The organism is Streptomyces monashensis, from assembly GCF_001866665.1.
Classification (GTDB): Bacteria; Actinomycetota; Actinomycetes; order Streptomycetales; family Streptomycetaceae; genus Streptomyces; species Streptomyces monashensis.
Genome location: NZ_MLYO01000045.1, coordinates 88178 through 110335 on the forward strand (window position 1 = coordinate 88178; position 22158 = coordinate 110335).

21 protein-coding genes and 1 pseudogene are annotated in these 22158 nt (G+C 70.2%); 13 read left to right on the forward strand and 9 right to left on the reverse strand.

Annotated elements, in window-relative coordinates; genetic code table 11:
• Positions 1 to 31: 31 nt before the first annotated feature.
• From BIV23_RS26430 to BIV23_RS26455, 6 genes are all read left to right on the forward strand, one after another.
• Positions 32 to 1159, forward strand: coding sequence for a three-Cys-motif partner protein TcmP (locus BIV23_RS26430; protein ID WP_071383464.1), 1128 nt, complete (start codon positions 32 to 34; stop codon positions 1157 to 1159).
• Between the two features lie 358 nt (positions 1160 to 1517).
• Positions 1518 to 3044: a hypothetical protein gene (locus tag BIV23_RS26435; RefSeq protein ID WP_071383465.1), complete on the forward strand. Its 1527-nt coding sequence runs from the start codon at positions 1518 to 1520 to the stop codon at positions 3042 to 3044.
• 370 nt (positions 3045 to 3414) lie between these two features.
• Positions 3415 to 3666, forward strand: a complete 252-nt coding sequence (locus tag BIV23_RS26440; RefSeq protein ID WP_071383466.1) for a hypothetical protein — start codon at positions 3415 to 3417, stop codon at positions 3664 to 3666.
• 11 nt (positions 3667 to 3677) lie between these two features.
• Positions 3678 to 4877 carry a flotillin family protein gene (locus tag BIV23_RS26445; RefSeq protein WP_071383467.1) on the forward strand — a complete coding sequence of 400 codons (1200 nt, stop codon included), beginning with the start codon at positions 3678 to 3680 and terminating at the stop codon, positions 4875 to 4877.
• A 243-nt stretch (positions 4878 to 5120) separates the two neighbouring features.
• On the forward strand, positions 5121 to 5396 hold the full coding sequence (locus tag BIV23_RS26450; protein ID WP_071383468.1) for a hypothetical protein: 276 nt from the start codon (positions 5121 to 5123) through the stop codon (positions 5394 to 5396).
• A 271-nt stretch (positions 5397 to 5667) separates the two neighbouring features.
• Complete coding sequence (locus BIV23_RS26455) at positions 5668 to 7491, forward strand: phosphatidylglycerol lysyltransferase domain-containing protein (protein ID WP_079173376.1); 1824 nt, start codon at positions 5668 to 5670, stop codon at positions 7489 to 7491.
• A gap of 74 nt (positions 7492 to 7565) precedes the next feature.
• On the opposite strand, the gene BIV23_RS26460 is transcribed toward BIV23_RS26455, so the two are convergent.
• The 5 genes and pseudogenes from BIV23_RS26460 to BIV23_RS26480 form a co-directional block, all read right to left on the reverse strand.
• Positions 7566 to 8993 carry a sensor histidine kinase gene (locus BIV23_RS26460; protein WP_071383469.1) on the reverse strand — a complete coding sequence of 476 codons (1428 nt, stop codon included), beginning with the start codon at positions 8991 to 8993 and terminating at the stop codon, positions 7566 to 7568.
• Positions 8994 to 9719 (reverse strand): response regulator transcription factor, encoded by a 726-nt coding sequence (locus BIV23_RS26465; RefSeq protein WP_071383470.1) that lies wholly within the window; start codon positions 9717 to 9719, stop codon positions 8994 to 8996.
• A 160-nt stretch (positions 9720 to 9879) separates the two neighbouring features.
• Positions 9880 to 10119: pseudogene (locus BIV23_RS26470) on the reverse strand (NAD(P)H-dependent oxidoreductase); the annotation flags it as partial.
• A complete protein-coding gene (locus tag BIV23_RS26475) occupies positions 10116 to 11228 on the reverse strand; it encodes an LLM class flavin-dependent oxidoreductase (protein ID WP_071383471.1) in 1113 nt (370 codons plus the stop codon). The pseudogene BIV23_RS26470 and the gene BIV23_RS26475, both read right to left, overlap by 4 nt.
• 73 nt (positions 11229 to 11301) lie before the next feature.
• Positions 11302 to 12201 carry an NADP-dependent oxidoreductase gene (locus BIV23_RS26480; protein ID WP_071383472.1) on the reverse strand — a complete coding sequence of 300 codons (900 nt, stop codon included), beginning with the start codon at positions 12199 to 12201 and terminating at the stop codon, positions 11302 to 11304.
• 123 nt (positions 12202 to 12324) lie between these two features.
• On the opposite strand from BIV23_RS26480, the gene BIV23_RS26485 reads away from it, so the two are divergent.
• Positions 12325 to 12729 carry a winged helix-turn-helix transcriptional regulator gene (locus BIV23_RS26485; protein WP_071383473.1) on the forward strand — a complete coding sequence of 135 codons (405 nt, stop codon included), beginning with the start codon at positions 12325 to 12327 and terminating at the stop codon, positions 12727 to 12729.
• A gap of 24 nt (positions 12730 to 12753) precedes the next feature.
• Here the strand turns inward: BIV23_RS26485 and BIV23_RS26490 are convergent, their stop codons facing one another.
• Positions 12754 to 13131 carry a hypothetical protein gene (locus tag BIV23_RS26490; protein WP_342746381.1) on the reverse strand — a complete coding sequence of 126 codons (378 nt, stop codon included), beginning with the start codon at positions 13129 to 13131 and terminating at the stop codon, positions 12754 to 12756.
• A gap of 223 nt (positions 13132 to 13354) precedes the next feature.
• Between BIV23_RS26490 and BIV23_RS26495 the strand changes: the two genes are divergently transcribed.
• The 3 genes from BIV23_RS26495 to BIV23_RS26505 all read left to right on the forward strand — a co-directional run bounded on the left by BIV23_RS26495 (position 13355) and on the right by BIV23_RS26505 (position 14716).
• Complete coding sequence (locus BIV23_RS26495) at positions 13355 to 13693, forward strand: YnfA family protein (RefSeq protein WP_071383474.1); 339 nt, start codon at positions 13355 to 13357, stop codon at positions 13691 to 13693.
• A 61-nt stretch (positions 13694 to 13754) separates the two neighbouring features.
• Positions 13755 to 14522: an SDR family NAD(P)-dependent oxidoreductase gene (locus BIV23_RS26500; protein WP_071383475.1), complete on the forward strand. Its 768-nt coding sequence runs from the start codon at positions 13755 to 13757 to the stop codon at positions 14520 to 14522.
• Positions 14522 to 14716: a hypothetical protein gene (locus BIV23_RS26505; protein ID WP_071383476.1), complete on the forward strand. Its 195-nt coding sequence runs from the start codon at positions 14522 to 14524 to the stop codon at positions 14714 to 14716. The genes BIV23_RS26500 and BIV23_RS26505 overlap by 1 nt, the downstream gene beginning before the upstream one ends.
• 217 nt (positions 14717 to 14933) lie before the next feature.
• Here BIV23_RS26505 and BIV23_RS50525 read toward each other — a convergent pair whose 3' ends face one another.
• Together BIV23_RS50525 and BIV23_RS26515 are read right to left on the reverse strand one after the other, a co-directional pair.
• On the reverse strand, positions 14934 to 15155 hold the full coding sequence (locus BIV23_RS50525) for a hypothetical protein (protein WP_177240040.1): 222 nt from the start codon (positions 15153 to 15155) through the stop codon (positions 14934 to 14936).
• 346 nt (positions 15156 to 15501) lie between these two features.
• Positions 15502 to 16695: an RtcB family protein gene (locus BIV23_RS26515; protein ID WP_071383478.1), complete on the reverse strand. Its 1194-nt coding sequence runs from the start codon at positions 16693 to 16695 to the stop codon at positions 15502 to 15504.
• 226 nt (positions 16696 to 16921) lie between these two features.
• Here BIV23_RS26515 and BIV23_RS26520 point away from each other — a divergent pair, with 226 nt between their 5' ends.
• The 3 genes from BIV23_RS26520 (at position 16922) to BIV23_RS26530 (ending at position 20203) form a co-directional block, all read left to right on the forward strand.
• The gene (locus BIV23_RS26520) at positions 16922 to 17752 is read left to right on the forward strand and encodes a hypothetical protein (RefSeq protein ID WP_071383479.1); all 831 of its coding nucleotides are present in this window, start codon (positions 16922 to 16924) and stop codon (positions 17750 to 17752) included.
• A gap of 122 nt (positions 17753 to 17874) precedes the next feature.
• Positions 17875 to 18768 carry a DUF3558 family protein gene (locus BIV23_RS26525; protein WP_079173378.1) on the forward strand — a complete coding sequence of 298 codons (894 nt, stop codon included), beginning with the start codon at positions 17875 to 17877 and terminating at the stop codon, positions 18766 to 18768.
• Positions 18769 to 18907: 139 nt separating this feature from the next.
• Positions 18908 to 20203, forward strand: coding sequence for a DUF2637 domain-containing protein (locus BIV23_RS26530; protein WP_107471261.1), 1296 nt, complete (start codon positions 18908 to 18910; stop codon positions 20201 to 20203).
• 102 nt (positions 20204 to 20305) lie between these two features.
• Here BIV23_RS26530 and lysS read toward each other — a convergent pair whose 3' ends face one another.
• On the reverse strand, positions 20306 to 22051 hold the full coding sequence (gene lysS / locus BIV23_RS26535) for a lysine--tRNA ligase (protein WP_071383480.1): 1746 nt from the start codon (positions 22049 to 22051) through the stop codon (positions 20306 to 20308).
• Positions 22052 to 22158: the final 107 nt, after the last annotated feature.

The window sequence follows — 22158 nt, forward strand, 5'->3', positions numbered from 1 at the left end:
AGCAGGCCGTATCGGAGTAGGGGGAGCGGTCATGGCCGTACCGAAGGATGCCGTGTGGGAACGCGATCCGCACACGGCCGCCAAACACGACTTACTCAAGCAGTACCTGGAAGCGTGGGCGCCGATTCTGCTGTCGCGGCACGACGTGATCACATACGCGGAAGGGTTCGCGGGGGCCGGCGTCTACAAGCAGGGCGAGCCCGGATCTCCCGTCGTCGCCTATGAGGTCTTCGCCCGCGCTCTGCACCGTTCCCCGAAGCGCGTGCGGCTGGTCCTCATGGAAGAAGACCCCCGACGGGTAGAAGAATTGCAGCGCCAGATGGCCCTCGCTCAGTCGAGAAACAGGGAAGACATCGCTGCACGTCTGTCGATCGACATCGAGCAGGGAGACTTCCACCCGGCCCTCCTGAGGAAGCTGCAGCGCACCGGCAGGCTGGGCAAGCCCCTCTTCGTCCTCCTGGACAGCTTCGGTGGGCCCGACATCCCGTACTCGCTCCTGCATGAACTCGGTCGCTACCGAAGCACCGAAGTCATGGTCACCTTCGAGCCTGCCTTCCTCACCCGGTTCGCCGAGAGACACGACGGCCACCGACAACTCGGCGACGAAGCCTTCGGCAGCCAGGAGTGGCAACACGTATTCCGGCAGCCCTCCTCGCACAAGTTCACCTTCCTGCGCGAGCAATACCGAGCCACACTGCGCCAGGCCGGTTTCACACACACGCTGTACTTCGAGATGGTCGACGAGGGCGGCAGGAAGCTCTACCTGATCTTCGGCACCCAGCACGAACGAGGACTGGAGAAGATGAAGGACGCCATGTGGAAGGTGGACCCCTCCTACGGCATCCGCTACCGCGACCCCAGGGACACCGAACAGCAGATGCTGGATCTCGTGTTCGAACCGGATACGGCTCCGCTACGACGGATCCTGCATGACTTCATATCCGAAGCGCCCAAGGGGCGAACTGTCCCGGAACTCCAGCGCTACACGCTCTTGGAGACCGTCTACCGGCCCGCCCAAGTGATTACGGCCGTCCGGCAGCTGCGTGAGTCGGGCGCCGTGACGACGGAACCGCGCGCCATCAACACCAAGACCCGAGTAAGCGCGGCTGCAACGAGTCCCTCTGCCGGTCCTTCAGCCGAGCAGGGTGCCCTCTGGTGAAAAGCCACCAGGGCACATCCAGGGCACATGAGCCCGGGAAACGGTGTTGACCTGTGAGAACTACGGAGAGGAGTTATCCCAGGTCAGCACCATTTTCCGTGCGAACCCCCAGGTCAGCGACCCGCCGCTCCCAATCGCTGCACGAGTGGCAGGACTTCTCCCACCGGCTGCATGAGGCGGGGCATCAGCCGTATTGCCTGGTGTGGCCCTGAGCCGGGGGTTTGGTGGGCTCGGGCGGGGCTTTCGGGTCCCGTCCTCGTCGGTGCCCAGGAGGGCCTCCCCGAGAGGCCGGTGATGTGTACGCGACACCCGTGCGCTACCGTGACTCACTTTTGTCGCGCACCTATTGGGGGGTCTGATGCGGCGCATCACAGCGGCAGCGAGTGTCGTCATCGCGCTCGGCCCGGTTCTTCTGGCCGGTGCTTCAACGGCCTCGGCCGCCAGTGGATCACTGACCGTCACGACGTTGGACCGGAGCGGCAAGCCGGTGTACGCCCAGGTGGCGGTCTACAACACGAAGACGAACGACTTCCGCTTCATCGACAGCAACAAGGCGACGCCGCTGCCCGCCGGCAGCTACGAGCTCGTCACGTCCGTCGCCGACGCCCGGGACGAGGGGACCACGGTCGGCGGGCACAGTGTGACCGTCTCCGGGACCACGAAGACCACGTTCGACGCCCGGCAGGGCCGCGCGGTCAAGGTCTCGCTCAGCCCGAACCCGGGCAGCGGATACGACCAGACGGTCAGCGCGTACGTGTGTGCCTCCGACAACGGCCCGGCCAGCATGGGCACCTCGGCACCGGCGGGCGACCTGTACGTCATCCCGTCGAGCAGCAAGGCGTACGAGCTGTCCTACGGCACCACGTACCAGCCGCGGTCGGCGACCGGCGGGGACTTCTGGGTGGCGTCCGCCACGCACACGGGCGGTGTGCCGTCCGGGGTGTCAGCGACGCTTGCGCAGTCCGGGCTGACCGCCCTCAAGGTGTCCGCCCGTTCGGGCCCGGACAGCGGACAGGCGGACTTCTCGTTCAACTACTCGTCGGCGAGCGGCGGCTCCTGCTCGTGGGGTCCGAACTCGCTCCGGTTCCAGCGTGAGCTGCCCAACTCCTTCACCGCCCATCTCCCGGCCGGGCAGTGGCAGGTGAGCCAGCAGGGCAACGACTTCGTCTTCGGCGGCTTCCACGGCTACGCGGCGGGCAGGACGACCTCGCTGACCCTCGGGCACGCGGTCTGGGGGCCCGGCGGGCGGCTGCCCAACACCTGGTACAAGCAGCTGTATCTCGGGTCCGTGAATCCGTTCGCCGACCCGGCCCTTCCCGACGGCGGCACGCTGGCGAGCGGCAGTGTGAAGCTGACCCACGCGGGCAGGACGCTCTACTCGCACGCCTACGGCCCCGGGCAGGAGATCGACGGGCATCCGGTGCTCCCCGGTGCGGGCTGGTACACGCTGTACGAGAGCGGCCGGCGCGGCCTGCCGTCCGGTTCGCTGTCCACCACGGCGAGTCTCAGCCTGACCTTCTACGCGGACCCCGGCAGGAACCAGCAGATCCGGGACTACATCACCCGGTTCTGGCCCGACGCGCTGAACTCCAGGAACCAGGCGGCCCCCGGGTCGACCACGACCGTCGTCCTGGGCATGCAGCGCAACGGCACGGACGACGGCACGATCCAGCAGCTGTCGGACAGCGTGAAGTCCGTGCGGGCCTGGTACACCACCGACAACGGCACGACCTGGCACGCCGCCGGCGCGAAGCTGTCCGGCGGCAGGTGGACCACCGCCGTCCACAACCCGGCCTCCGGCCGCGTCGGCCTGCGCTCGACGGTCACCGACACCCACGGCGACAGCTCGACCACGACGGTCTACAACGCGTACGCCGTCGGCTGAGGCCCGACGGCCCCGCCATCGCCGCACCGGCGGCCCGCCCCGGGATCTCCCTCGGGCGGGCCGCGGGACGGAACCGGCCCTCGCCACCGCCACGGGGCCCGCGGCCGCTGTCTCAACTCCCCTACTCCGGACCGTCGTTCCCGAAGACGGCTCCCCCGGCGACTCCCCCGGCGGCACCGTCGGCGTGCCGCGCCGCGCGCCCGCACCGTGACGGCCGCGGCGCGGGAACGGCCCTCGCCGAGGCGCGCCCGGGCCGCCGTACCGCTCATCCGTGCCCGCCGGGTACGCGACACCCTCCCGCCCGTTGGGAACCGGCCGTGGTGGGGTTATCGTCGAAATCCTGGGGCCAGGACGAGGAGGACGGCCGGTGATGTCGCAGGACGAGGCCGTGATCGGCTGCACGGGCACGGTGCTCATCGGGACCCGCGGAACCGCCGGGCCCGGCGAGGTGCTGGTGCGGGTCAGAGGCGGCTCCGAGACCTTCCTCGCCTGGTCCGAGAGTCCCCTGCCCGCAGGCGCCACGGTCCTCGTGATCGAATCACGCGGATGCCGCGAGGTCGGCGTCATCGAGTGGGTGGATCCATTGGACGCGCTCGACGGGGACACCGCCGGCGCAAGCTGAGGAGTACAGGCATGTTCGGATACCGCGTTCCCGCTCCCGACGAGGCGATGCTGATCTCGGGAGGCAGGCGGGGACTGGGGGGCGCTCCGTTCCGCGTGGTCACGGGCCACGGCAAATTCGTGCTTCCGGTCTTTCGCAAGGTCCGCTTCCTCACGCTGTCGATGTGCGAGGCGGAGGTCACCGAGACCTGTGTGACCAAGCAGGGCATCTCCCTGCACGTGCGAGCGGTCATCGCCTTCAAGGTCGGCAACGACCAGGAGAGCATCATCAACGCCGGCCAGCGTTTCCTGTCCGACCAGGAGCAGATGTCGGTGCTCACCGGCCGGATCTTCGCCGGTCACCTGCGGGCCATCATCGGCTCGATGACGGTCGAGGAGATCGTCACCGAGCGGCAGAAGCTCGCCGCCGAGGTCCTCGACACCTCGAAGGTGGAGATGGCCAAGATCGGCCTGATCGTCGACTCGCTGCAGATCCAGTCGATCGACGACGGCGACACCGGCTACATCGCCGCGATGTCCGCCCCGCACAAGGCGGCCATCCAGCGCCAGGCCCAGATCGCCCAGGCGCAGGCCACCCAGGCCTCGGTCGAGGCGGAGCAGGCGGCGGCCCGCAAGCAGGCCGAGTACGCCCGGCAGACCGCCGTCGTCCAGGCCGAGTACTCGGCTCAGGTGGACCGCGCGCAGGCGCAGGCCTCCCAGGCCGGCCCGCTGGCGCAGGCCCACGCCCAGCAGGAGGTGCTCGAAGCACAGACCGAACTGGCGCAGAAGCAGGCCGAGTTGCGGCAGCAGCAGCTGGTGGCCGAGGTCGTCAAGCCCGCCCAGGCCGAGGCCGAGCGGGTCCGGATCCTCGCCGCCGCCGAGGCCCAGCGCATGAAGATCCAGGCGGAGGCCGCGGCCTCCTACGACCGGGTCGCGCTGGACCGGATGCTGATCGACCAGCTCCCGCAGATCGTGAAGGAGGCCGCGGGCGGCCTGGCGGGCGCCAACGTCAACGTCCTCAACGGCGCGGACGGCCTCGGCGAGATCGCCGCCGGCCTGGTCTCCCAGGGCCTGACGATCCTCGACTCGGTCCGCCAGAACCTGGGCGGCCAGGACAAGGAGAAGACCGACACCGCGGACGCCGCCGGGGGCAGCAACCCGAGCGGCCTGCTCCAGCTGCGCGCGGGCAAGGGCCGGTCCTCGGACGACGACGGTCCGGTCACCGTCGACTAGTACGGCGGCGGGGCACCTTCGCAGGCGGCGTTCCGGGTCGGGTCCGGGGTCCCGGTCCCTGCCGGAACCGCCACCGCGAGGTCCCAGGCGCCGTCCGACACGTAGGACCTCACCGCAGAACCGATCACGAGAACGGCCACCACTCCCACCGGTGACACCCCGGCCCGGCGGCACCACCCGGAAACCCTACGTATTGTAGGTTCCCAACCGCCAGCGGCCACACGTCTGTTCAACGGGGGACCCATGCAGGACACCGAGACGAAAGCCGGCGAGGAGGCGGGCGCGCGCAGCCTCGCGCCCACGGTGACCCTGCTGGTCGTCAGCCTGGTCGTCGCCGCCGTGGGCGTGTACGAGCTGTGCGGTTTCGGCCTGCACAGCCTCGACCGGCGCCCACACCTGTTCAGTGACGGCCTCGCGACCGGCGGGGTGATCGTCGCCGCGGTGGCGGCCGGTGCGGCGGTGGGCAACCTGGCCTGGCACCTGACGGCGGCCCGGCGCAGTACGGGTAAATCCGGTTGATTTCCGGTAAGACGCACAGCCGGGACACAGAAAGGGCCGGGTAAGGCGAGCACAGGGAGTTCCCAGGAAGGCGGGAACAGGCAGATCCAGGTAAGAGCGGATGCCGGTACGCTCCCGATAGCCCCGGCGCCCGGACCATCGCCGTCCGATCCGTATGAATCCGGTGAATGTCCTCGCATCGGGGCCGCGCACCACGCGCACCCGCGTTTGCCCTACGGACTGTAGGGTCGACGTTTGCCCCGTCCCTCCCCACCCAAGGTGACCAGTCACCATGCCCGCAGAGCAGTCGACCGTGATCGACGCGCAGGTCCCCGGCCAACGCGGCGGACGCCGCGAGTTCCAGTTGCCCACGCCCAGCCCCCGGCTGCGCGCCGCGGCGGCCTCGGCCACCGTCTGGTACCTGCGGCTGATCGCCGTCTTCAACGTCATCGCGGTGATGTCGCTGCCGTTCCGCAAAGAGGTGCAGGAACACAACGACGGCAAGCTCTTCACCGCACGCCACGTGCACGCCCACGTCCACCACGCCGGCAAGTTCTTCACGCCGTACCTGGCCACCGCGGGCCTGGTCTCGGCCGCGGCGGCGATCTTCCTGGCGCTGGTGATGCGGCGCAGGAAGCGGGCCGCGTGGGTGGTCAACATGCTGCTCGCCGGTCCCCTGTTCGTGCTGTACGTCCTCGCGCTCACCCAGCACCCGTTCAGCGGCCACGTCTTCAACTGGGTCTCCACCGCCCTCACCGGCCTCTTCGTGGCCGCGCTGCTGATCGGCCGCCGGGAGTTCAACGCCATCGGCGACCCCTCCAGCCCGAAGCTCGCCCTGGCCGTCGGCGTCGGCGGCGTCCTGGTGACCGGCGGCCTCGGCACACTGCTCGTGCACGCCACCAACAAGCTGCACCACGCACCGGTCCTCGAAGAGCTGGCGTACACCCTGCTGCGCGGCATCAGCGTCGGCCCGCTCGCCGACCGGGTCGACTCCGTGCACGCGCCCCGCTGGGTCGACATCATCATCAACGTCCTGCTGGCCGGCGTCTTCTGCCTGGTCCTGTACGCCTGCTTCCGCTCCCCGCGCGGGCGCCGGCTGCTCACCGACGAGGACGAGGAGAAGCTGCGCGCGCTGCTCGACAAGCACGGCGCCCGTGACTCCCTCGGCTACTTCGCGCTGCGCCGCGACAAGGCCGCCATCTTCTCGCCCACCGGGAAGGCGGCCGTCACCTACCGCGTCGTCGGCGCCGTCTCCCTCGCCTCCGGCGACCCGATCGGCGACCCCGAGGCCTGGCCCGGCGCCATCGACGCCTGGCTGTCGGAGGCCCGCCGGCACGCGTGGACCCCGGCCGTGATGGGCGCGAGCGAGGAGGCGGGCACGATCTACGCCCGCCACGGCCTGGACGCCCTCGAACTCGGCGACGAGGCGATCGTGGACATCGCGGACTTCACCCTGGAGGGCCGCGCCATGCGCGTCGTCCGCCAGGCCCACAACCGGGTCAAGCGGGCCGGCTACACGGTCCGGGTCCGCCGCCACGAGGACATCCCCGAAGAGGAGATGAACCGGCTCGTCCAGCGCGCCGACGACTGGCGCGACGGCGCCACCGAACGCGGCTTCTCGATGGCCCTCGGCCGGCTCGGCGACCCCGGGGACGGGCGCTGCGTGATGCTGGAGTGCCGCGACGCGAACGACGAACCGCGCGCCCTGCTCAGCTTCGTGCCCTGGGGCGAGCACGGCCTGTCCCTGGACCTGATGCGCCGCGACCGCGACAGCGAGAACGGCCTGATGGAGTACATGGTCGTGGAACTCCTGGTCCAGGCGAAGGAGTTGGGGATCCAGCGGGTCTCGCTGAACTTCGCGATGTTCCGAGCGGTCTTCGAGCGCGGCGCCCGGCTCGGCGCCGGTCCGGTCCTGCGTCTGTGGCGCTCCGTCCTCACCTTCTTCTCCCGCTGGTGGCAGATCGAGTCCCTGTACCGCGCCAACGCCAAGTACCGCCCGGTCTGGGAGCCGCGGTTCCTGCTGTTCGCCAAGTCCAGCGACATACCGCGCATCGGCCTGGCCTCGGCCCGGGCGGAGGGGTTCCTCGAACTGCCGGGTATGGGCGGGAAGTCGTAGGACCGCGCGGCGGCGACGGCTGAAGAGCGGTGGCGGCGGCTGATGATTCTCAGCCGCCGCCACCGCTCTTCGCCTCACACGATCCCGCCGCCCACGGTGAACCCGATGACCGAGCCGCCGCCCTCGCGCCGGAAGGCGAACGGCGCTCCGCCGTGCGCCATGGCGACCTCGCGGACGATGGACAGCCCGAGGCCCGAGCCCGGCAGGGAGCGGGCGTCGGCGGCCCGGTAGAAGCGGTCGAAGATGCGGATGAGGTCGCCCTCGGCGATACCCGGCCCCCGGTCCAGCACCTCCACCCGCACCGTGCCCGAGCGGGCCGGCCCGGTGACGTCGATCTCGATGGGCGACGTGCGGTCCCGGTCGAACTTGGCCGCGTTCTCCACCAGGTTGGACATGGCCCGCTGGAGCATGCCCGGCCGGCCGTCGGTCGTCGTGTCACCGCTCGTACGCAGCACGATCTCGCGCCCGGTACGGCGCTTGGCCAGCCCCACCACCTCCTCGGCGATGTCGGCGAGGTCGACGCGCTGCGGCGGCTCGGTGTCGGACTGCCCGGCGGCGAGGTCGACCAGCTCGTTGACCAGGTCGGTCAGTTCGCGGGCCTCCTGGCCGAGGTCGGCGACCAGGTCCTCACGGGTCTCGGGCGGAAGCTCGTCGATACGGCGCAGCAGCGAGATGTTCGTCCGCAGGGACGTGAGCGGGGTGCGCAGCTCGTGTCCCGCGTCCTGCACCAGCCGGCGCTGGTCCTCCTCGGACTGCGCGAGCCGGCCCAGCATCCGGTCGAAGGCACGGCCCAGCCGGCCCACCTCGTCCAGCCCGGTGACCGGCACGTCGATGCCCAGCCGGCGGGTGCGGGCCACGTCCTCGGCGGCGGAGGTGAGGATCACCAGGCGCCGGGTGATCCGGCGCGCCAGCCACCAGCCGAACAGGCCGGCGGCCACCACGACCGCCGCCATCAGGATCAGCGTGCGCCGCTGAAGGGTGCGCAGCAGGTCTTCGGTGTCGCTGAACTCCTGGGCGATCTGCACCGCGCCCCGCCCGTCGCCGAGCGAGATGGTCGCGATGCGGTACAGGTCCGAGTCGACCGGCACGTCCTTGTGCTGGACCACCTTCCCGGCGGTCTGCGCGAGGGCCATCGCCTTGTCCCGCGAGGTGACGGGCAGGCTCGGACTGCCGTGGTCCACTATCTGGCCCTGCGCGCCCAGCACCTGGACATCGGTGCGCGCCGGCCGGACCAGGTCGTGCCCCGGCCGGGACGACGAGAAGTCCTCCGGCACCATCTCGTGCTGCCGCACCTCGTCCCGTACGTCCTGCACGACCTGCGAGAACACCGACTGCTGGTCGACCCGGACCAGCCGGGCGGCGGAGCTGTAGGACAGGATGCCGACGAGGATCGTGACCGCAGCGGTGACGGCCGCGAAGGAGACGACGAAGGTGGTGCGCAGGGAGACGAGCCCCGGCCGGCGCCCGGCCAGCGACCGCCTGAGCCGCGTGAGGCGGCCCACTCAGTCCTCCCGCAGCACGTAACCCACGCCCCGCACGGTGTGGATCAGCTGCGGGGCGCCGGGCTCGTCGAGCTTGCGGCGCAGGTAGCCGACGTACACGGCGAGGTTCTTGGAGCCGGGTCCGAAGTCGTAGCCCCAGATCCGGTCGTAGATGGTGGAGTGGTCGAGCACGATGCCGGCGTTGCGCACGAGGAGCTCCAGCAGCTCGAACTCGGTGCGGGTCAGCTCCAGTTCGCGCTTGCCGCGCCAGGCGCGGCGGGCCTGGAGGTCCATGCGGATGCCGGCGGCCTCGACCTGCCGGTCCGAGATCTGGACGTCGGCCCGCACGGAGTCGTTCCCGCCGCCGCTGCCGCTCGCCCCGGCGGGCACCGGGAGGGTACGGCGCAGCAGCGCACGCAGCCGCGCGAAGACCTCCTCCACGTCGAAGGGCTTGACGACGTAGTCGTCGGCGCCGGCGTCCAGGCCCGCGATGCGGTCGGCGGTCTCCACGAGGGCGGTGAGCATGAGGATCGGGGTGCGGTTGCCCTCGGCGCGCAGCACACGGCACACCTGGAGACCGTCGATGCCGGGCATCATCACGTCCAGCAGGAGGACGTCCGGCGGCGTCTTGTGGGCCTGGGCCAGCGCTTCCACGCCGTCGGCGACCGCCGTCACCGCATACCCTTCCAGCGTCAGCGCACGCTCCAGGGCATGGCGGATGGCACGGTCGTCTTCGGCGAGCAGCACAGTCTGGGGCACGTCCCCAGTTTGCCAAGCCCTCCGGCGGTTCGGTCGGGACGGGCGGCCGTACGATCACCCTTTTTACCGCCCTCTCACCGTCACAGCGGAACCCGGTCCCACCGCTTTCCGTCCTCTCACCATCTCCGCCCCGCCCGACCGGGCGGGGCGGAGTGACGACGATCAGCCCGTCGGCCCCCGCCACGGCGTCCTGCGCGGCGGCGAGCCCCCTGCCGGGGAACCCGTCGGTGAAGTGGTGCGCGATCCCGACGGCGAGCTAGCGCAAATCGACGACCCGCACGTCCACCGGCACCGGCGCCCGCCGGACCACCGCGGCGGCCGGCCGGTCGGCCGGCAGCCGGGTGGACGACGGCACACTCAGCCCCGCGGACACCACGCCGAGCCTCATGCGACGACCTCCTTGTCCGCCTCCTTGCGCGCGCCCCCACGCGCGGCGGCGAGCAGGGACTGGTGCGTGGGCGCCTGCGGCACCGCGGCCGGCCGGCCCTTGGCGAACTCCTCGCGCAGCACCGGCACGACCTCCTCGCCCAGCAGGTCGAGCTGCTCCAGCACGGTCTTCAGCGGCAGCCCCGCGTGGTCCATGAGGAACAGCTGGCGCTGGTAGTCACCGGCGTACTCGCGGAACGCCAGCGTCTTCTCGATCACCTGCTGCGGCGAGCCCACGGTCAGCGGGGTCTGCTCGGTGAAGTCCTCCAGCGAGGGCCCGTGGCCGTAGACCGGCGCGTTGTCGAAGTACGGCCGGAACTCACGCACCGCGTCCTGCGAGTTCCTCCGCATGAACACCTGGCCGCCGAGCCCGACGATCGCCTGCTCGGGCGTGCCGTGCCCGTAGTGGGCGTACCGGGCCCGGTACAGCTCGACCATCCGCCTGGTGTGGTCGGCCGGCCAGAAGATGTTGTTGTGGAAGAAGCCGTCGCCGTAGAAGGCCGCCTGCTCGGCGATCTCCGGCGAGCGGATCGAGCCGTGCCAGACGAACGGGGGTACGCCGTCCAGCGGCCGCGGGGTCGAGGTGAAGCCCTGGAGCGGCGTGCGGAACGTGCCCTGCCAGTCCACGACGTCCTCGCGCCACAGCCGGCGCAGCAGGGCGTAGTTCTCGATGGCGAGGTCGATGCCCTTCCGGATGTCCTGCCCGAACCACGGGTACACCGGCCCGGTGTTGCCGCGGCCCATCATGAGGTCCACCCGGCCGTCGGCCAGGTGCTGGAGCATCGCGAAGTCCTCGGCGATCTTCACCGGGTCGTTGGTGGTGATCAGCGTGGTGGACGTGGACAGGACGATGCGCTCGGTCCGCGCCGCGATGTAGCCGAGCATGGTGGTCGGCGACGACGGCACGAACGGCGGGTTGTGGTGCTCACCGGTCGCGAAGACGTCCAGACCGACCTCCTCGGCCTTCCGGGCGATGGCGACCATGGCCTTGATCCGCTCACCCTCGGTCGGGGTGCGCCCCGTGGTGGGGTCCGGCGTGACGTCGCCGACCGTGAAGATCCCGAACTGCATGGTCGCTCACCCTCCAGATTGTTGACTGTTCAACCATACCTCTCCAACGGCCACCCCACCCCGGCCATTCCCCCTACGGCACCAGCACCAGCCGCCCCCGCACACCGCCCTCCGCGAGCCGCGCATGCGCCGTGCCCGCGTCCTCGAAGGCGTACGTCCCGGCCACCCGCAGCGTCAGCGCCCCCTCGTCCACCAGCCGCGCCAGCTCCGCCAGCCGCGCCCCGTCCGGCCGCACGGCCACCGAGCCGGTCCGCACGCCGCGCACCGCGCCGGGGTGCTCACCGGGCCGCACGCCCACGTACGCACCGCCGTCCCGCACCCACGCGAGCGCCCGCTCACCGAGCACCGCCGCGTCCAGCACCGCGTCCACACCCCCCTCTCCGGCCTCACCGGCCCCGTCGACCGTGAAGCGCGCCGCCCCCAGCGACCGCACCAGCTCCTCGTCGCCCGCCCGGGCCTGCCCGACGACCTCGATCCCCCGGCGCGCGGCCAGCTGCACCGCGAACCCGCCGACCGCGCCCGCCGCCCCGGTCACCAGCAACGTGGCCCCCGGCGCGAGCTCCAGCAGGTCCAGAGCCTGCAGCGCGGTCAGCCCGTTCAGCGGCAGGGTGCCCGCGTGCACCGCGTCGACCGACTCCGGCGCCCCGGCCACCGCGTCCGCGTCGACCACGACGTACTCCGCGTGCGCCCCGAGCGGCGCGTCCACCCCCGGCACCAGCGCCACCACCGCGTCGCCGACCCGCCAGGAGGCGGGAGACCCCACCGCGTCCACCGTCCCGGCCACGTCCCAGCCGAGCCCGAGCGTCTTGCCGGCCCCGCCGAAGAAACCGGTGCGCACGGCCGCGTCCACCGGGTTCAGCGCACCGGCCGCCACCTTGATCCGCACCTGCCGGGGCCCCGGCTCCGGCACCGCCGCCTCCGCGACCTCCACGACCTCCGGACCGCCGAACGTCCGCACCACGACTGCACGCATGAGAAATCTCCCCAACTGATGGTTTATGCGGCACTTTCCCGCCGCACCACCAACCGTAGGAGAGCTACTATCCATTGGTAAGTAATTACCTGAGAGTGCGTAGCTGACCCGAAGGAGAGCACCATGCCGACGACCACCGCGGCCCAGCGACGCGAACAGGCCCGCGCCGACTACGACGCCTTCCTGCGCGAGTGCCCCACCAACCAGCTCCTCGGCCGCCTCAGCGACAAGTGGGTCAGCCTCGTCGTCGCCGCCCTGGCACCCGGCCCCATGCGCTACAGCGACCTCGGCCGCAAGATCGCGGGCGTCAGCCCCAAGATGCTCACCCAGACCCTGCGCACCCTCGAACGCGACGGCATCATCAGCCGCACCGTCACCCCGTCCGTCCCCGTCCGCGTCGACTACGCCCTCACCCCGCTCGGCACCAGCCTCGCCGGCCTCCTCACGGCCGTGAAGGCATGGGCGGAAACCCACTTCGACGACGTACGAGCGGCCCGCGAGACCTACGACACCGAGAACCCCGCATAGGCCGCCCGGACCGGGAACCGGACCTCAGAAGGTGTACGCGTCCCCGGTGTCCAGCACGAGGACCTTCAGCCCGTCGTTCGACCGACCCCTGTCCACCGCGCCACCCGCCCACACGGCGTCCACCGCCAGCGTGACCTCCGACGACCGCTCGCCCAGCCGCACCGGCACCCGCAGCAATTCCCCCGCCGCATCCACCGCCACCGCACCCGTCCCGCACAGAAGCGTGCGCTCGTCCTCCCGCACACACCGGGCCGGCAACTGCTGCGCCGCGGCCAGCGGCACCGACCAGCGCAGCCGCACCGTCGCGTCCGGCACGGCGGCCGGCCCGCCGTTCCACGGCGTCAGCCGCAGCTCGACCGCTCCCCCCTCCAACTGCGCGACCCCGTGAAACGCCAGATCCACCTCCGGAGCGGAAGCCGAAACCGGACCGGGAGCGGCCACAGCACCCCCGCACACCAGCACCACCCCGGCACACACCACCCCCGACACCACTGCCCGAGCCCGCATCCGCACGCCACTCACCTCGCACTCCGGCCACCCTGGCTGTCGTAGGCATGTATGCCACCGCAGCCACCGCCCAGGCGCCCTCCAACAGGTGACACGCGCGGATGACAAGCTGGACGGCATGCCGGTCCTCCGCTCCGCCGCCCTGTTCGTCGTCGCCGCGCTCTTCGAGATCGGCGGCGCCTGGCTGATCTGGCAGGGGGTACGCGAACACCGCGGCTGGCTGTGGATGGCCGGCGGAGTACTCTCCCTCGGCGCGTACGGCTTCGTCGCCACCTTCCAGCCCGACGCCCACTTCGGCCGCATCCTCGCCGCCTACGGCGGGATCTTCGTGGCCGGCTCGATCCTGTGGGGCATGGTCGCCGACGGCTACCGCCCCGACCGCTACGACCTCACGGGCGCCCTGATCTGCCTCGCCGGCATGGCCGTGATCATGTGGGCCCCGCGGAACGGCGGCTGACCCTCACTTACGCTGGACCGAGCACCGCCACCGGACCCCCGAACGACCACAGGAGCAGCCCATGGCCCCGGCCCCCGCGTCCCGCATCGCCGTCGTCACCGGTGCGAGCAGCGGCATCGGAGCCGCCACGGCCCGACAGCTGGCCGAGGCCGGGTACCGCGTCGTCCTCACCGCGCGCCGCAAGGACCGCATCGAGGCGCTCGCCGAGGAGCTGACGAACGCGGGACACTCGGCGACGGCCTACCCGCTGGACGTGACCGACCGCACCGCGGTGGACGAGTTCGCGAGCGCCTTCACCTCGATCGCCGTCCTGGTCAACAACGCGGGCGGCGCCCTCGGCGCGGACCCGGTGGCCACCGGCGACCCGGAGCACTGGCGCACGATGTACGAGACGAACGTCATCGGCACCCTGCACGTCACCCAGGCCCTGCTCCCCAAGCTGGAGGCGAGCGGCGACGGCACGGTCGTGGTGCTCACCTCCACGGCCGGCCACGGCACCTACGAGGGCGGCGGGGGCTACGTCGCCGCCAAGCACGGCGAGCACGTCCTCGCCGAGACCCTCCGCCTGGAGATCGTCGGCCGCCCGGTCCGCGTCATCGAGGTCGCCCCCGGCATGGTCAAGACCGACGAGTTCGCCCTGACCCGCTTCGGCGGAGACACCGCGAGGGCCTCCAAGGTCTACGAGGGCGTCGCCGAACCCCTCACGGCCGACGACGTCGCCGACACGATCACCTGGGCCGTCACCCGCCCCAGCCACGTCAACGTCGACCTCCTGGTCCTGCGCCCCCGCGCCCAGGCCTCCAACACCAAGGTCCACAGGGAACTGTGATGCCGGACAACACCGAGTCCGAGTCCCCCGAGCCCGTCGACGCCCTCGACTCCCTCGAGAAGACCCTGGAACAACGCCGCCTCGCCCAGGAGAAGAAGGACGAACGCCGGGTCTGGTGGTTCCTCGGCTACTTCCTCTTCGGCATCCACATCGTGGCCTTCGTGATGATCTACGCGGTGCGGCACGGGAAGTAACCCAAAGGGGTTAACCCCACCGATCCCCCGATCAACAACCGAACAGGCGCCCTAGGCTCGCGCCACACGATCAGCTCGACGGCCCCCGGCGGAGATTGCAGTCCCTGCCGGGGACCTCACCAGCATGGAAGCGGACCTTCCTGTGGCTGACTGCGAGCCTAACGCGCACCGTTTCATGGACCTGACGGTGCCCGAGTATGCGTACATGTTCGGGTTCTTACAGGCGGACGGGCACCTGGCGCAGGGCGCCGGGCGCCGGGCAGAAAGGACGTCTGACCGTCGAAATCAGCGCCCGCGACGTCGACTTGCTTCGCAAGTTCCAGAAACTGACGCCATACAACAGCAGCATCGCTGAGCGCACCCGGTCGACGAACTTCGCCGAGACGCACACCGCCGCGATCTGGACCCTGTGTTCCCCGGAAGCCAGGACGAGGATCAACGAACTCGGCATCCCGTACGGACGGAAGTCGCGGAGGATCGCCCCGCCAAAAGTCGAGTTCTCTCCTCGGGACTATCTGCGCGGCGTCATCGAGAGGCCGCCGACCGAGTGGCGGACTGGGTTCGTCCCGCTGCTTCAAGACCCAGGCCTCCCCGCATCGAGTGGACGAAGGAAATGGACCGAGTCCTGCCGGCAGCTCCGAAAATCGCGCACGCAGCAGCCGAACTCGGCTACTCCCAGAGTGCTTGCCAACAACGCCGCTGGAAGCTACAGAACGGCGTAGCCCCCTTGCCTGACTGAGCAGGCCGACAGGCGCAGCGAGCATTCGCCGCGCCCGTCACCGCGCTCAGCCCTTCACGCAGACGAACTGCTTCAGCTTCGCCACGACCTCCACGAGGTCACGCTGCTGCTGCATGACCTGGTCGATGTTCTTGTAGGCGCCCGGGATCTCGTCCAGCACCCCGGAGTCCTTGCGGCACTCCACACCCCGGGTCTGCTCTTCCAGGTCCTTGGTCGTGAAGTGACGCTTCGCCGCGTTACGGCTCATACGCCGACCCGCCCCGTGGGAGGCCGAGTTGAAGGCCTTCTCGTTTCCGAGACCCTTCACGATGTACGAGCTGGTACCCATCGAGCCGGGAATGATCCCGTACTCGCCGGAGCCGGCCCGGATCGCCCCCTTGCGGGTGACGAGCAGGTCCATGCCGTCGTACCGCTCCTCAGCGACATAGTTGTGGTGACAGGAGACCTCCGGCTCGAAGGCCGGCTTGGCCTTCTTGAACTCCTTGCGGATCACGTCCTTCAGCAGCGCCATCATCAGCGTGCGGTTGTACTTGGCGTACTCCTGTGCCCAGTAGAGATCGTTCCTGTAGGCCGCCATCTGCGGGGTGTCCGATACGAAGACCGCCAGGTCGCGGTCGACCAAGCCCTGGTTGTGCGGCAGCTTCTGTGCGACACCGATGTGGTACTCAGCCAGTTCCTTGCCGATGTTGCGGGAGCCGGAGTGCAGCATGAGCCAGACCGAATCCGACTGGTCGAGACACAATTCGATCATGTGGTTGCCGCTTCCGAGCGTTCCCATTTGCTTCAAGGCCCGCTCCTGACGGAATTTGACCGCTTCTGCGACCCCCTCGAACCGCCCCCAGAAGTCGTCCCACCCACCGGTAGCCAGCCCATGAAAATCCCCCGGCCCCACCGGGTCCTCATGCATCCCCCGCCCCACCGGAATCGACTGCTCGATCTTCGACCGCAGTCGCGACAGGTCGCCCGGCAGGTCGTTGGCGGTCAGCGAGGTCTTCACCGCCGACATGCCGCAGCCGATGTCCACCCCGACCGCCGCCGGGCACACCGCGCCCGCCATCGCGATGACCGAGCCGACCGTGGCGCCCTTGCCGTAGTGCGCGTCCGGCATCACGGCCAGGCCCTTGATCCACGGCAGGGTCGCCACGTTCTGGAGCTGGTGCAGGGCCACGTCCTCCACCGTCGCGGGGTCCGTCCACATCCGGATCGGGACCTTCGCGCCCGGTATCTCCACGTACGACATACGTTCCTCATTCCCCCGTGGGCGGTAACAAAAGACTCAGAACCGACAAAAACGTTAAAGCGCAAAAGCGGCGCCATGGTCGGTGATATAGGACAGGGGACCGGCGGGCGCGGCAGCGCGTGCGATACACATTGTCTCCAGGGGGCGCCCCGCTGCGGCAAGCGATTAACCAGCGGGGACACTGGAGCAGCAAGCGAGCGCACACCCATCCGAGAGGAGCCCGACCGTGCAGCGGAAGGCGTACGTACCCGGCGCAGCCGCCCTCCTCGCGGCCCTGCTGGCCGGCTGCACGAGCGGCTCCGGCGGCAGTGGCACGACGGACAACGCGAACCCGGGCGACGCGGGTGCGACGACGGTCGCGGCGCAGCCGGGCAAGTACCGCACGCTGCCCGAGCCGTGCGGCGCGGTCAGTCATGACTCGCTCGACACCCTGCTGCCGGGCATCAAGCAGATCGCCGATCCCGATCAGCGGGACAAGGCCTATCAGGGCGACGCGGAGCTGACCTACGACACCGATCGGAAGGTCGGCTGCCACTGGAAGGTGGACTCCGACGACGCCACGGACCGGCTGTCGGTCGACTTCGAGCGCGTGGTGTCGTACGACAACGCGGTCAGCGACGACGATCAGGCGAAGAAGCTGTTCGGGGACAAGGAGTCGGCCGCCGATCTGCCGAAGGCGAGCAGTTCCCCGTCGGCCGGTGCCTCCTCCTCCGCCTCCCCCTCGGGGTCGCCGAGTGGCTCCCCCTCGGTTTCCCCGTCCGGCTCGGCTTCCGGTTCGGCGTCCGGCTCGCCGTCCCCCTCCGGCACTCCGGCCGATCTCCAGCCGCGGGTGCTGACCGATCTCGGTGACGAGGGGTATCTGGACGACCAGCTCGCGTCGTCCGGTTCGACGGCCGAACAGCGGACGGTGACTGTGGTGTTCCGCACGTCCAACGTCCTTGTCACACTCGTGTACGAGGAGCAGCCGATGGCGATGGGGTCGGTCCCGGACAGCAAGGAAATGCAGGACAGGGCCCGTAATCTGGCCGCCAAGCTGGACGACGCGCTGGGTGGCTGACGGCGTCCGGTGCCCCTTGTTCCCCCGCTCGCAATGAACGTGAACGGAAACCGCACAGCTCCTTCACCGCGTACGGTGGCCCCGCAGGAACCCGCACGAACACCGAGCGTAGTGAAGGAACCATGCGAGCAGCACAGCGAGACGACCGTGCCCAGCAAGTGAGGCGTGGCAAGCGCCTGAGCCGTGCGCTTGTCTGCGCGGCAGCCGTTCCCGCGGTACTGATCACCGCCGCCTGTTCGTCGGGCTCGGGCGACGCGAAGAGCAAGGGCGGCGACAGCAGCGCGAAGCAGTCGGCGGACGGGGCGGGTTCGTCGTCGGCGAGCGCGTCGCCGACGGTGCAGGCGGCCGCGTACAAGAATCTTCCGGACCCGTGCGGCGTGCTGTCGAAGGGCACGCTGTCGGATCTGGTGCCGAAGGGCATGTCGGGCAAGAAGGGTGGTTCGGACGCTTCGTCGTCGCGTTCGTCCTGCTCGTGGAGCAGCCTGGACAACAACGGTGTGAAGGGCTCGCAGTTCCGCTGGCTGAACGTGTCGCTGCTGCGCTTCGACTCGGACACGACGCGTGGCACCGGTGAGGCGCAGGCGCACACGTACTTCGCGCAGCAGGTGAAGGGCGCGGAGGCGGTGGACGGCGCGAAGAACACCAAGGAGGTGCCGCTGTCCGGCACGGGTTCGGAGGCGACGGCGGTGCGCTACGACCTGAGCAAGAAGGAGGGCCTCTTCAAGCAGCAGACGGTGGTGGCCCGGGTCGAGAACGTGGTGATCACGCTGGACTACAACGGCGCCGGTCTCGCGGGCGACAAGACTCCGGACGCGGACGAGCTGACGCAGTCGGCGACGAAGGCTGTCAAGGAGGCGGTCGCGTCGGTCACGAAGGCCAACGGCGGTTCCTCGTCGTCGGGTTCGTCGCCCTCCGCCTCGCCGTCGCCGTCGAAGTCGGGTTCGGCCGACAAGTCTGCGTCCGCGTCGCCTTCTTCGAGCGCGTCCCCGTCCAAGTCGGCGGGCGCGAAGGGCTGATCATCGGCCCGTTTCGCCCGTTTTCCCCGGCCTGTGGCGGCGGGCCGGGGAGCGGCGGATCCTCCGACCGGTGCCACGTTCTCCGTACGCGTGTGCCACCCTGTTGCGCGCAACAACAGGCAAGGGGAGGGGAGTACGCGTGGCCGCGCCACCGCAGCTGACTCGATTGCACCGCATACTCATCGGCGTGGTGGTGTCCGGCGCCCTGATCATCGCCGGCATCGGTTTCGCCGGCTCGTACGCGGCGGTCCGTGAGCTGGCCATCAAGAAGGGCTTCGGGAACTTCTCGTACGTGTTCCCGGTCGGCATCGACGCGGGTATCTGTGTCCTGCTGGCCCTGGATCTGTTGCTGACCTGGATACGCATCCCGTTCCCGCTGCTGCGGCAGACGGCGTGGCTGCTGACGGCGGCGACGATCGCGTTCAACGGCGCGGCCGCCTGGCCGGATCCGCTGGGCGTGGGCATGCACGCGGTGATCCCGATCCTGTTCGTGGTCGCGGTCGAGGCGGCCCGGCACGCGGTCGGCCGGATCGCGGACATCACGGCCGACAAGCACATGGAGGGCGTGCGGATCACCCGCTGGCTGCTCTCTCCGGTGCCGACGTTCCTGCTGTGGCGCCGTATGAAGCTGTGGGAGCTGCGCTCCTACGACCAGGTGATCAAGCTGGAGCAGGAGCGTCTCGTCTACCAGGCCCGCCTCCACTCGCGCTTCGGCCGCGGGTGGCGCAGGAAGGCTCCGGTGGAGTCGCTGATGCCGCTGCGGCTGGCGCGGTACGGCGTGCCGCTGACGGAGACGGCTCCGGCGGGCCTGGCGGCGGCGGGTATCGAGCCGGTGCTGCTGCCTGCGGTGCCGCAGCAGCCTCAGTTGCCGGCGGCGGCCGTCGGTGCGGGCGGTGCGGGCGTGGGCGGGCGTGCCGACGGGGCCGTACCGGTGTCCGTGCCCGTTCCGCAGCAGGTGGCGCCGCAGGACGGGCAGCGTCCGGGGCCGTCGGCGGAGGGGGCCGACCAGAGCCCCTGGTTCCAGGCGCAGCAGCAGGCCGAGTACCACGGCGGCTACGACCCCTCCTTCACGCCGCCTCCGGAGCCGCAGTACGTGCCGGAGGAGGAGTACGGGGAGTGGTACGAGGAGCAGCAGCCGGAGGACTTCCAGCAGCCTTCTCCGGAGGAGACGGGCAGCTTCCCGATCCCGGTGGGTCCGAACCGTACGCGTGAGCTGGGTGACGGCGGCGGCGTCCCGGAGCCGCAGCCGACGGAGGAGGACTTCTACCTGGTCTTCCGCAAGTCCATTGACGGCAGTTACCCGACCGGCGCCCAGTTCAGGGACGACGTGGAGGCGACGTTCGGCATCGCGCTCGCGCCGAACGACGCCAACCGTATGGTCAATCGCTTCACCAACCGCCACACCGCGGAACTGGAAGAGGACCACATCGCATAACCGGCAGCGAAACCGGCGACGAAACCGGTATCGAAAAGGGGCCCCGGGAAGAGGGCCCCTTTTCCTTACCCGTTTACTGATCCGGCCTTACGTTCCGGACCCTTAGGCGCCGAGCAGGCGCCGCACCCGCTCCTGCCCCACCGCGAGCAGCAGTGTGGGCAGGCGCGGGCCGGTGTCGCGGCCGACGAGCAGGTGGTAGAGCAGGGCGAAGAAGGTCCGCTGGGCGGTCTTGATCTCCGGCGGGAGTTCCTTCGGCGTGGCGTCGGCGGAGAAGCCGGCCTGTACCTTCGGGACGCCGTAGACGAGGTGGGTCAGTCCGTCGAGGGACCAGTGCTCGGCGAGGCCGTCGAGCAGCAGGCGTACGGACTGCTGGGAGGCCTCGTCGAGGGACTTCAGCAGCTCGGCGTCCGGCTCCTCGCGCACGATGGTCCGCTGGTCGGCGGGGACGTGCGTGTTGATCCAGGCCTCGGCCTTGTCGTAGCGCGGCCGGGCCTCGTCGAGGGAGGCCAGCGGCTGCTCCGGGTCCAGCTCGGAGAGGATGCGCAGGGCCTGGTCCTCGTGTCCGGCGGTGATGTCGGCGACGGACGCGAGCGTGCGGTACGGCAGCGGGCGGGTGGTCTTCGGCAGCTCGCCGGCGGCCGTGCCCACGGCACGCGTGTACGCGGCGACGTCGGCCGGCAGCGCGGAGCCGTCCGCCACCTTCCCGGCCAGCTTGTCCCACTCGTCGTAGAGCCGCTGGATCTCCTGGTCGAAGGCGATCTTGAAGGACTGGTTGGGGCGGCGGCGGGCGTAGAGCCAGCGCAGGATCTGCGGCTCCATGATCTTCAGCGCGTCGGCCGGGGTGGGTACGCCGCCGCGGGACGAGGACATCTTCGCCATGCCGCTGATGCCGACGAACGCGTACATGGGGCCGATGGGCTGCTTGCCGCCGAAGATCCCGACGATCTGGCCGCCCACCTGGAACGACGACCCCGGCGAGGAGTGGTCGACGCCGCTCGGCTCGAAGATCACGCCCTCGTAGGCCCAGCGCATCGGCCAGTCGACCTTCCAGACCAGCTTGCCGCGGTTGAACTCGCTGAGCCGGACGGTCTCGGTGAAGCCGCAGGCGGTGCAGGTGTAGGCCAGCTCGGTGGTCTCGTCGTCGTACGACGTGACGGTCGTCAGGTCCTTCTCGCAGGTGCCGCAGTACGGCTTGTAGGGGAAGTACCCGGCGGAGCCGGAGGAGCCGTCGTCCTCGCTCGCCGCGCCCGAGCCCTCCTCGGCCTCCAGCTCGGCCTCGTCCACGGCCTTCTGCTGGGGCTTCTTGCCGGTCTTCGGCTTGGTGCGGTACTGGGCGAGGACCGCGTCGATGTCGGCGCGGTGCTTCATGGCGTGCAGGACCTGCTCGCGGTAGACGCCGGAGGTGTACTGCGCGGTCTGGCTGATCCCGTCGAACTCGACGCCCAGGTCGGCGAGCGAGGCGGTCATCGCGGCCTTGAAGTGCTCGGCCCAGTTCGGGTACGACGAGCCCTTCGGGGCCGGGACCGAGGTCAGCGGCTTGCCGATGTGCTCGGCCCAGGAGTCGTCGACGCCCGCGATGCCGGCCGGGACCTTGCGGTAGCGGTCGAAGTCGTCCCAGGAGATCAGGTGCCGGACCTGGTACCCACGGCGGCGGATCTCGTCCGCGACCAGGTGCGGGGTCATGACCTCACGGAGATTGCCGAGGTGGATGGGTCCGGAGGGGGACAGGCCGGACGCGACGACGACCGGTTTCCCGGGGGCCCGGCGCTCCGACTCCTCGATGACGTCATCCGCGAAACGGGAGACCCAGTCGGCGGTCTCGGTGCTGCTCTGAGCCACGATCGGCACGTCCTTCTTTCTGGAACGGGGAGGCACTCCATCTGATCGGGGTGACCTTCTCATTCTCACAGACCCGATCGCGCGCGCGAAAACCCCTTTACCCTCCGTGGGATACT

What these genes read in the sequence shown, in the direction of transcription:
- BIV23_RS26430 (WP_071383464.1), top strand. Translation starts at nt 32, where the DNA reads ATGGCCGTACCGAAGGATGCCGTGTGGGAACGCGATCCGCACACGGCC.
- BIV23_RS26435 (WP_071383465.1), top strand. Translation starts at nt 1,518, where the DNA reads ATGCGGCGCATCACAGCGGCAGCGAGTGTCGTCATCGCGCTCGGCCCG.
- BIV23_RS26440 (WP_071383466.1), top strand. Translation starts at nt 3,415, where the DNA reads ATGTCGCAGGACGAGGCCGTGATCGGCTGCACGGGCACGGTGCTCATC.
- BIV23_RS26445 (WP_071383467.1), top strand. Translation starts at nt 3,678, where the DNA reads ATGTTCGGATACCGCGTTCCCGCTCCCGACGAGGCGATGCTGATCTCG.
- BIV23_RS26450 (WP_071383468.1), top strand. Translation starts at nt 5,121, where the DNA reads ATGCAGGACACCGAGACGAAAGCCGGCGAGGAGGCGGGCGCGCGCAGC.
- BIV23_RS26455 (WP_079173376.1), top strand. Translation starts at nt 5,668, where the DNA reads ATGCCCGCAGAGCAGTCGACCGTGATCGACGCGCAGGTCCCCGGCCAA.
- BIV23_RS26475 (WP_071383471.1), bottom strand. Translation starts at nt 11,228, where the DNA reads ATGCAGTTCGGGATCTTCACGGTCGGCGACGTCACGCCGGACCCCACC.
- BIV23_RS26480 (WP_071383472.1), bottom strand. Translation starts at nt 12,201, where the DNA reads ATGCGTGCAGTCGTGGTGCGGACGTTCGGCGGTCCGGAGGTCGTGGAG.
- BIV23_RS26485 (WP_071383473.1), top strand. Translation starts at nt 12,325, where the DNA reads ATGCCGACGACCACCGCGGCCCAGCGACGCGAACAGGCCCGCGCCGAC.
- BIV23_RS26495 (WP_071383474.1), top strand. Translation starts at nt 13,355, where the DNA reads ATGCCGGTCCTCCGCTCCGCCGCCCTGTTCGTCGTCGCCGCGCTCTTC.
- BIV23_RS26500 (WP_071383475.1), top strand. Translation starts at nt 13,755, where the DNA reads ATGGCCCCGGCCCCCGCGTCCCGCATCGCCGTCGTCACCGGTGCGAGC.
- BIV23_RS26505 (WP_071383476.1), top strand. Translation starts at nt 14,522, where the DNA reads ATGCCGGACAACACCGAGTCCGAGTCCCCCGAGCCCGTCGACGCCCTC.
- BIV23_RS26515 (WP_071383478.1), bottom strand. Translation starts at nt 16,695, where the DNA reads ATGTCGTACGTGGAGATACCGGGCGCGAAGGTCCCGATCCGGATGTGG.
- BIV23_RS26525 (WP_079173378.1), top strand. Translation starts at nt 17,875, where the DNA reads ATGCGAGCAGCACAGCGAGACGACCGTGCCCAGCAAGTGAGGCGTGGC.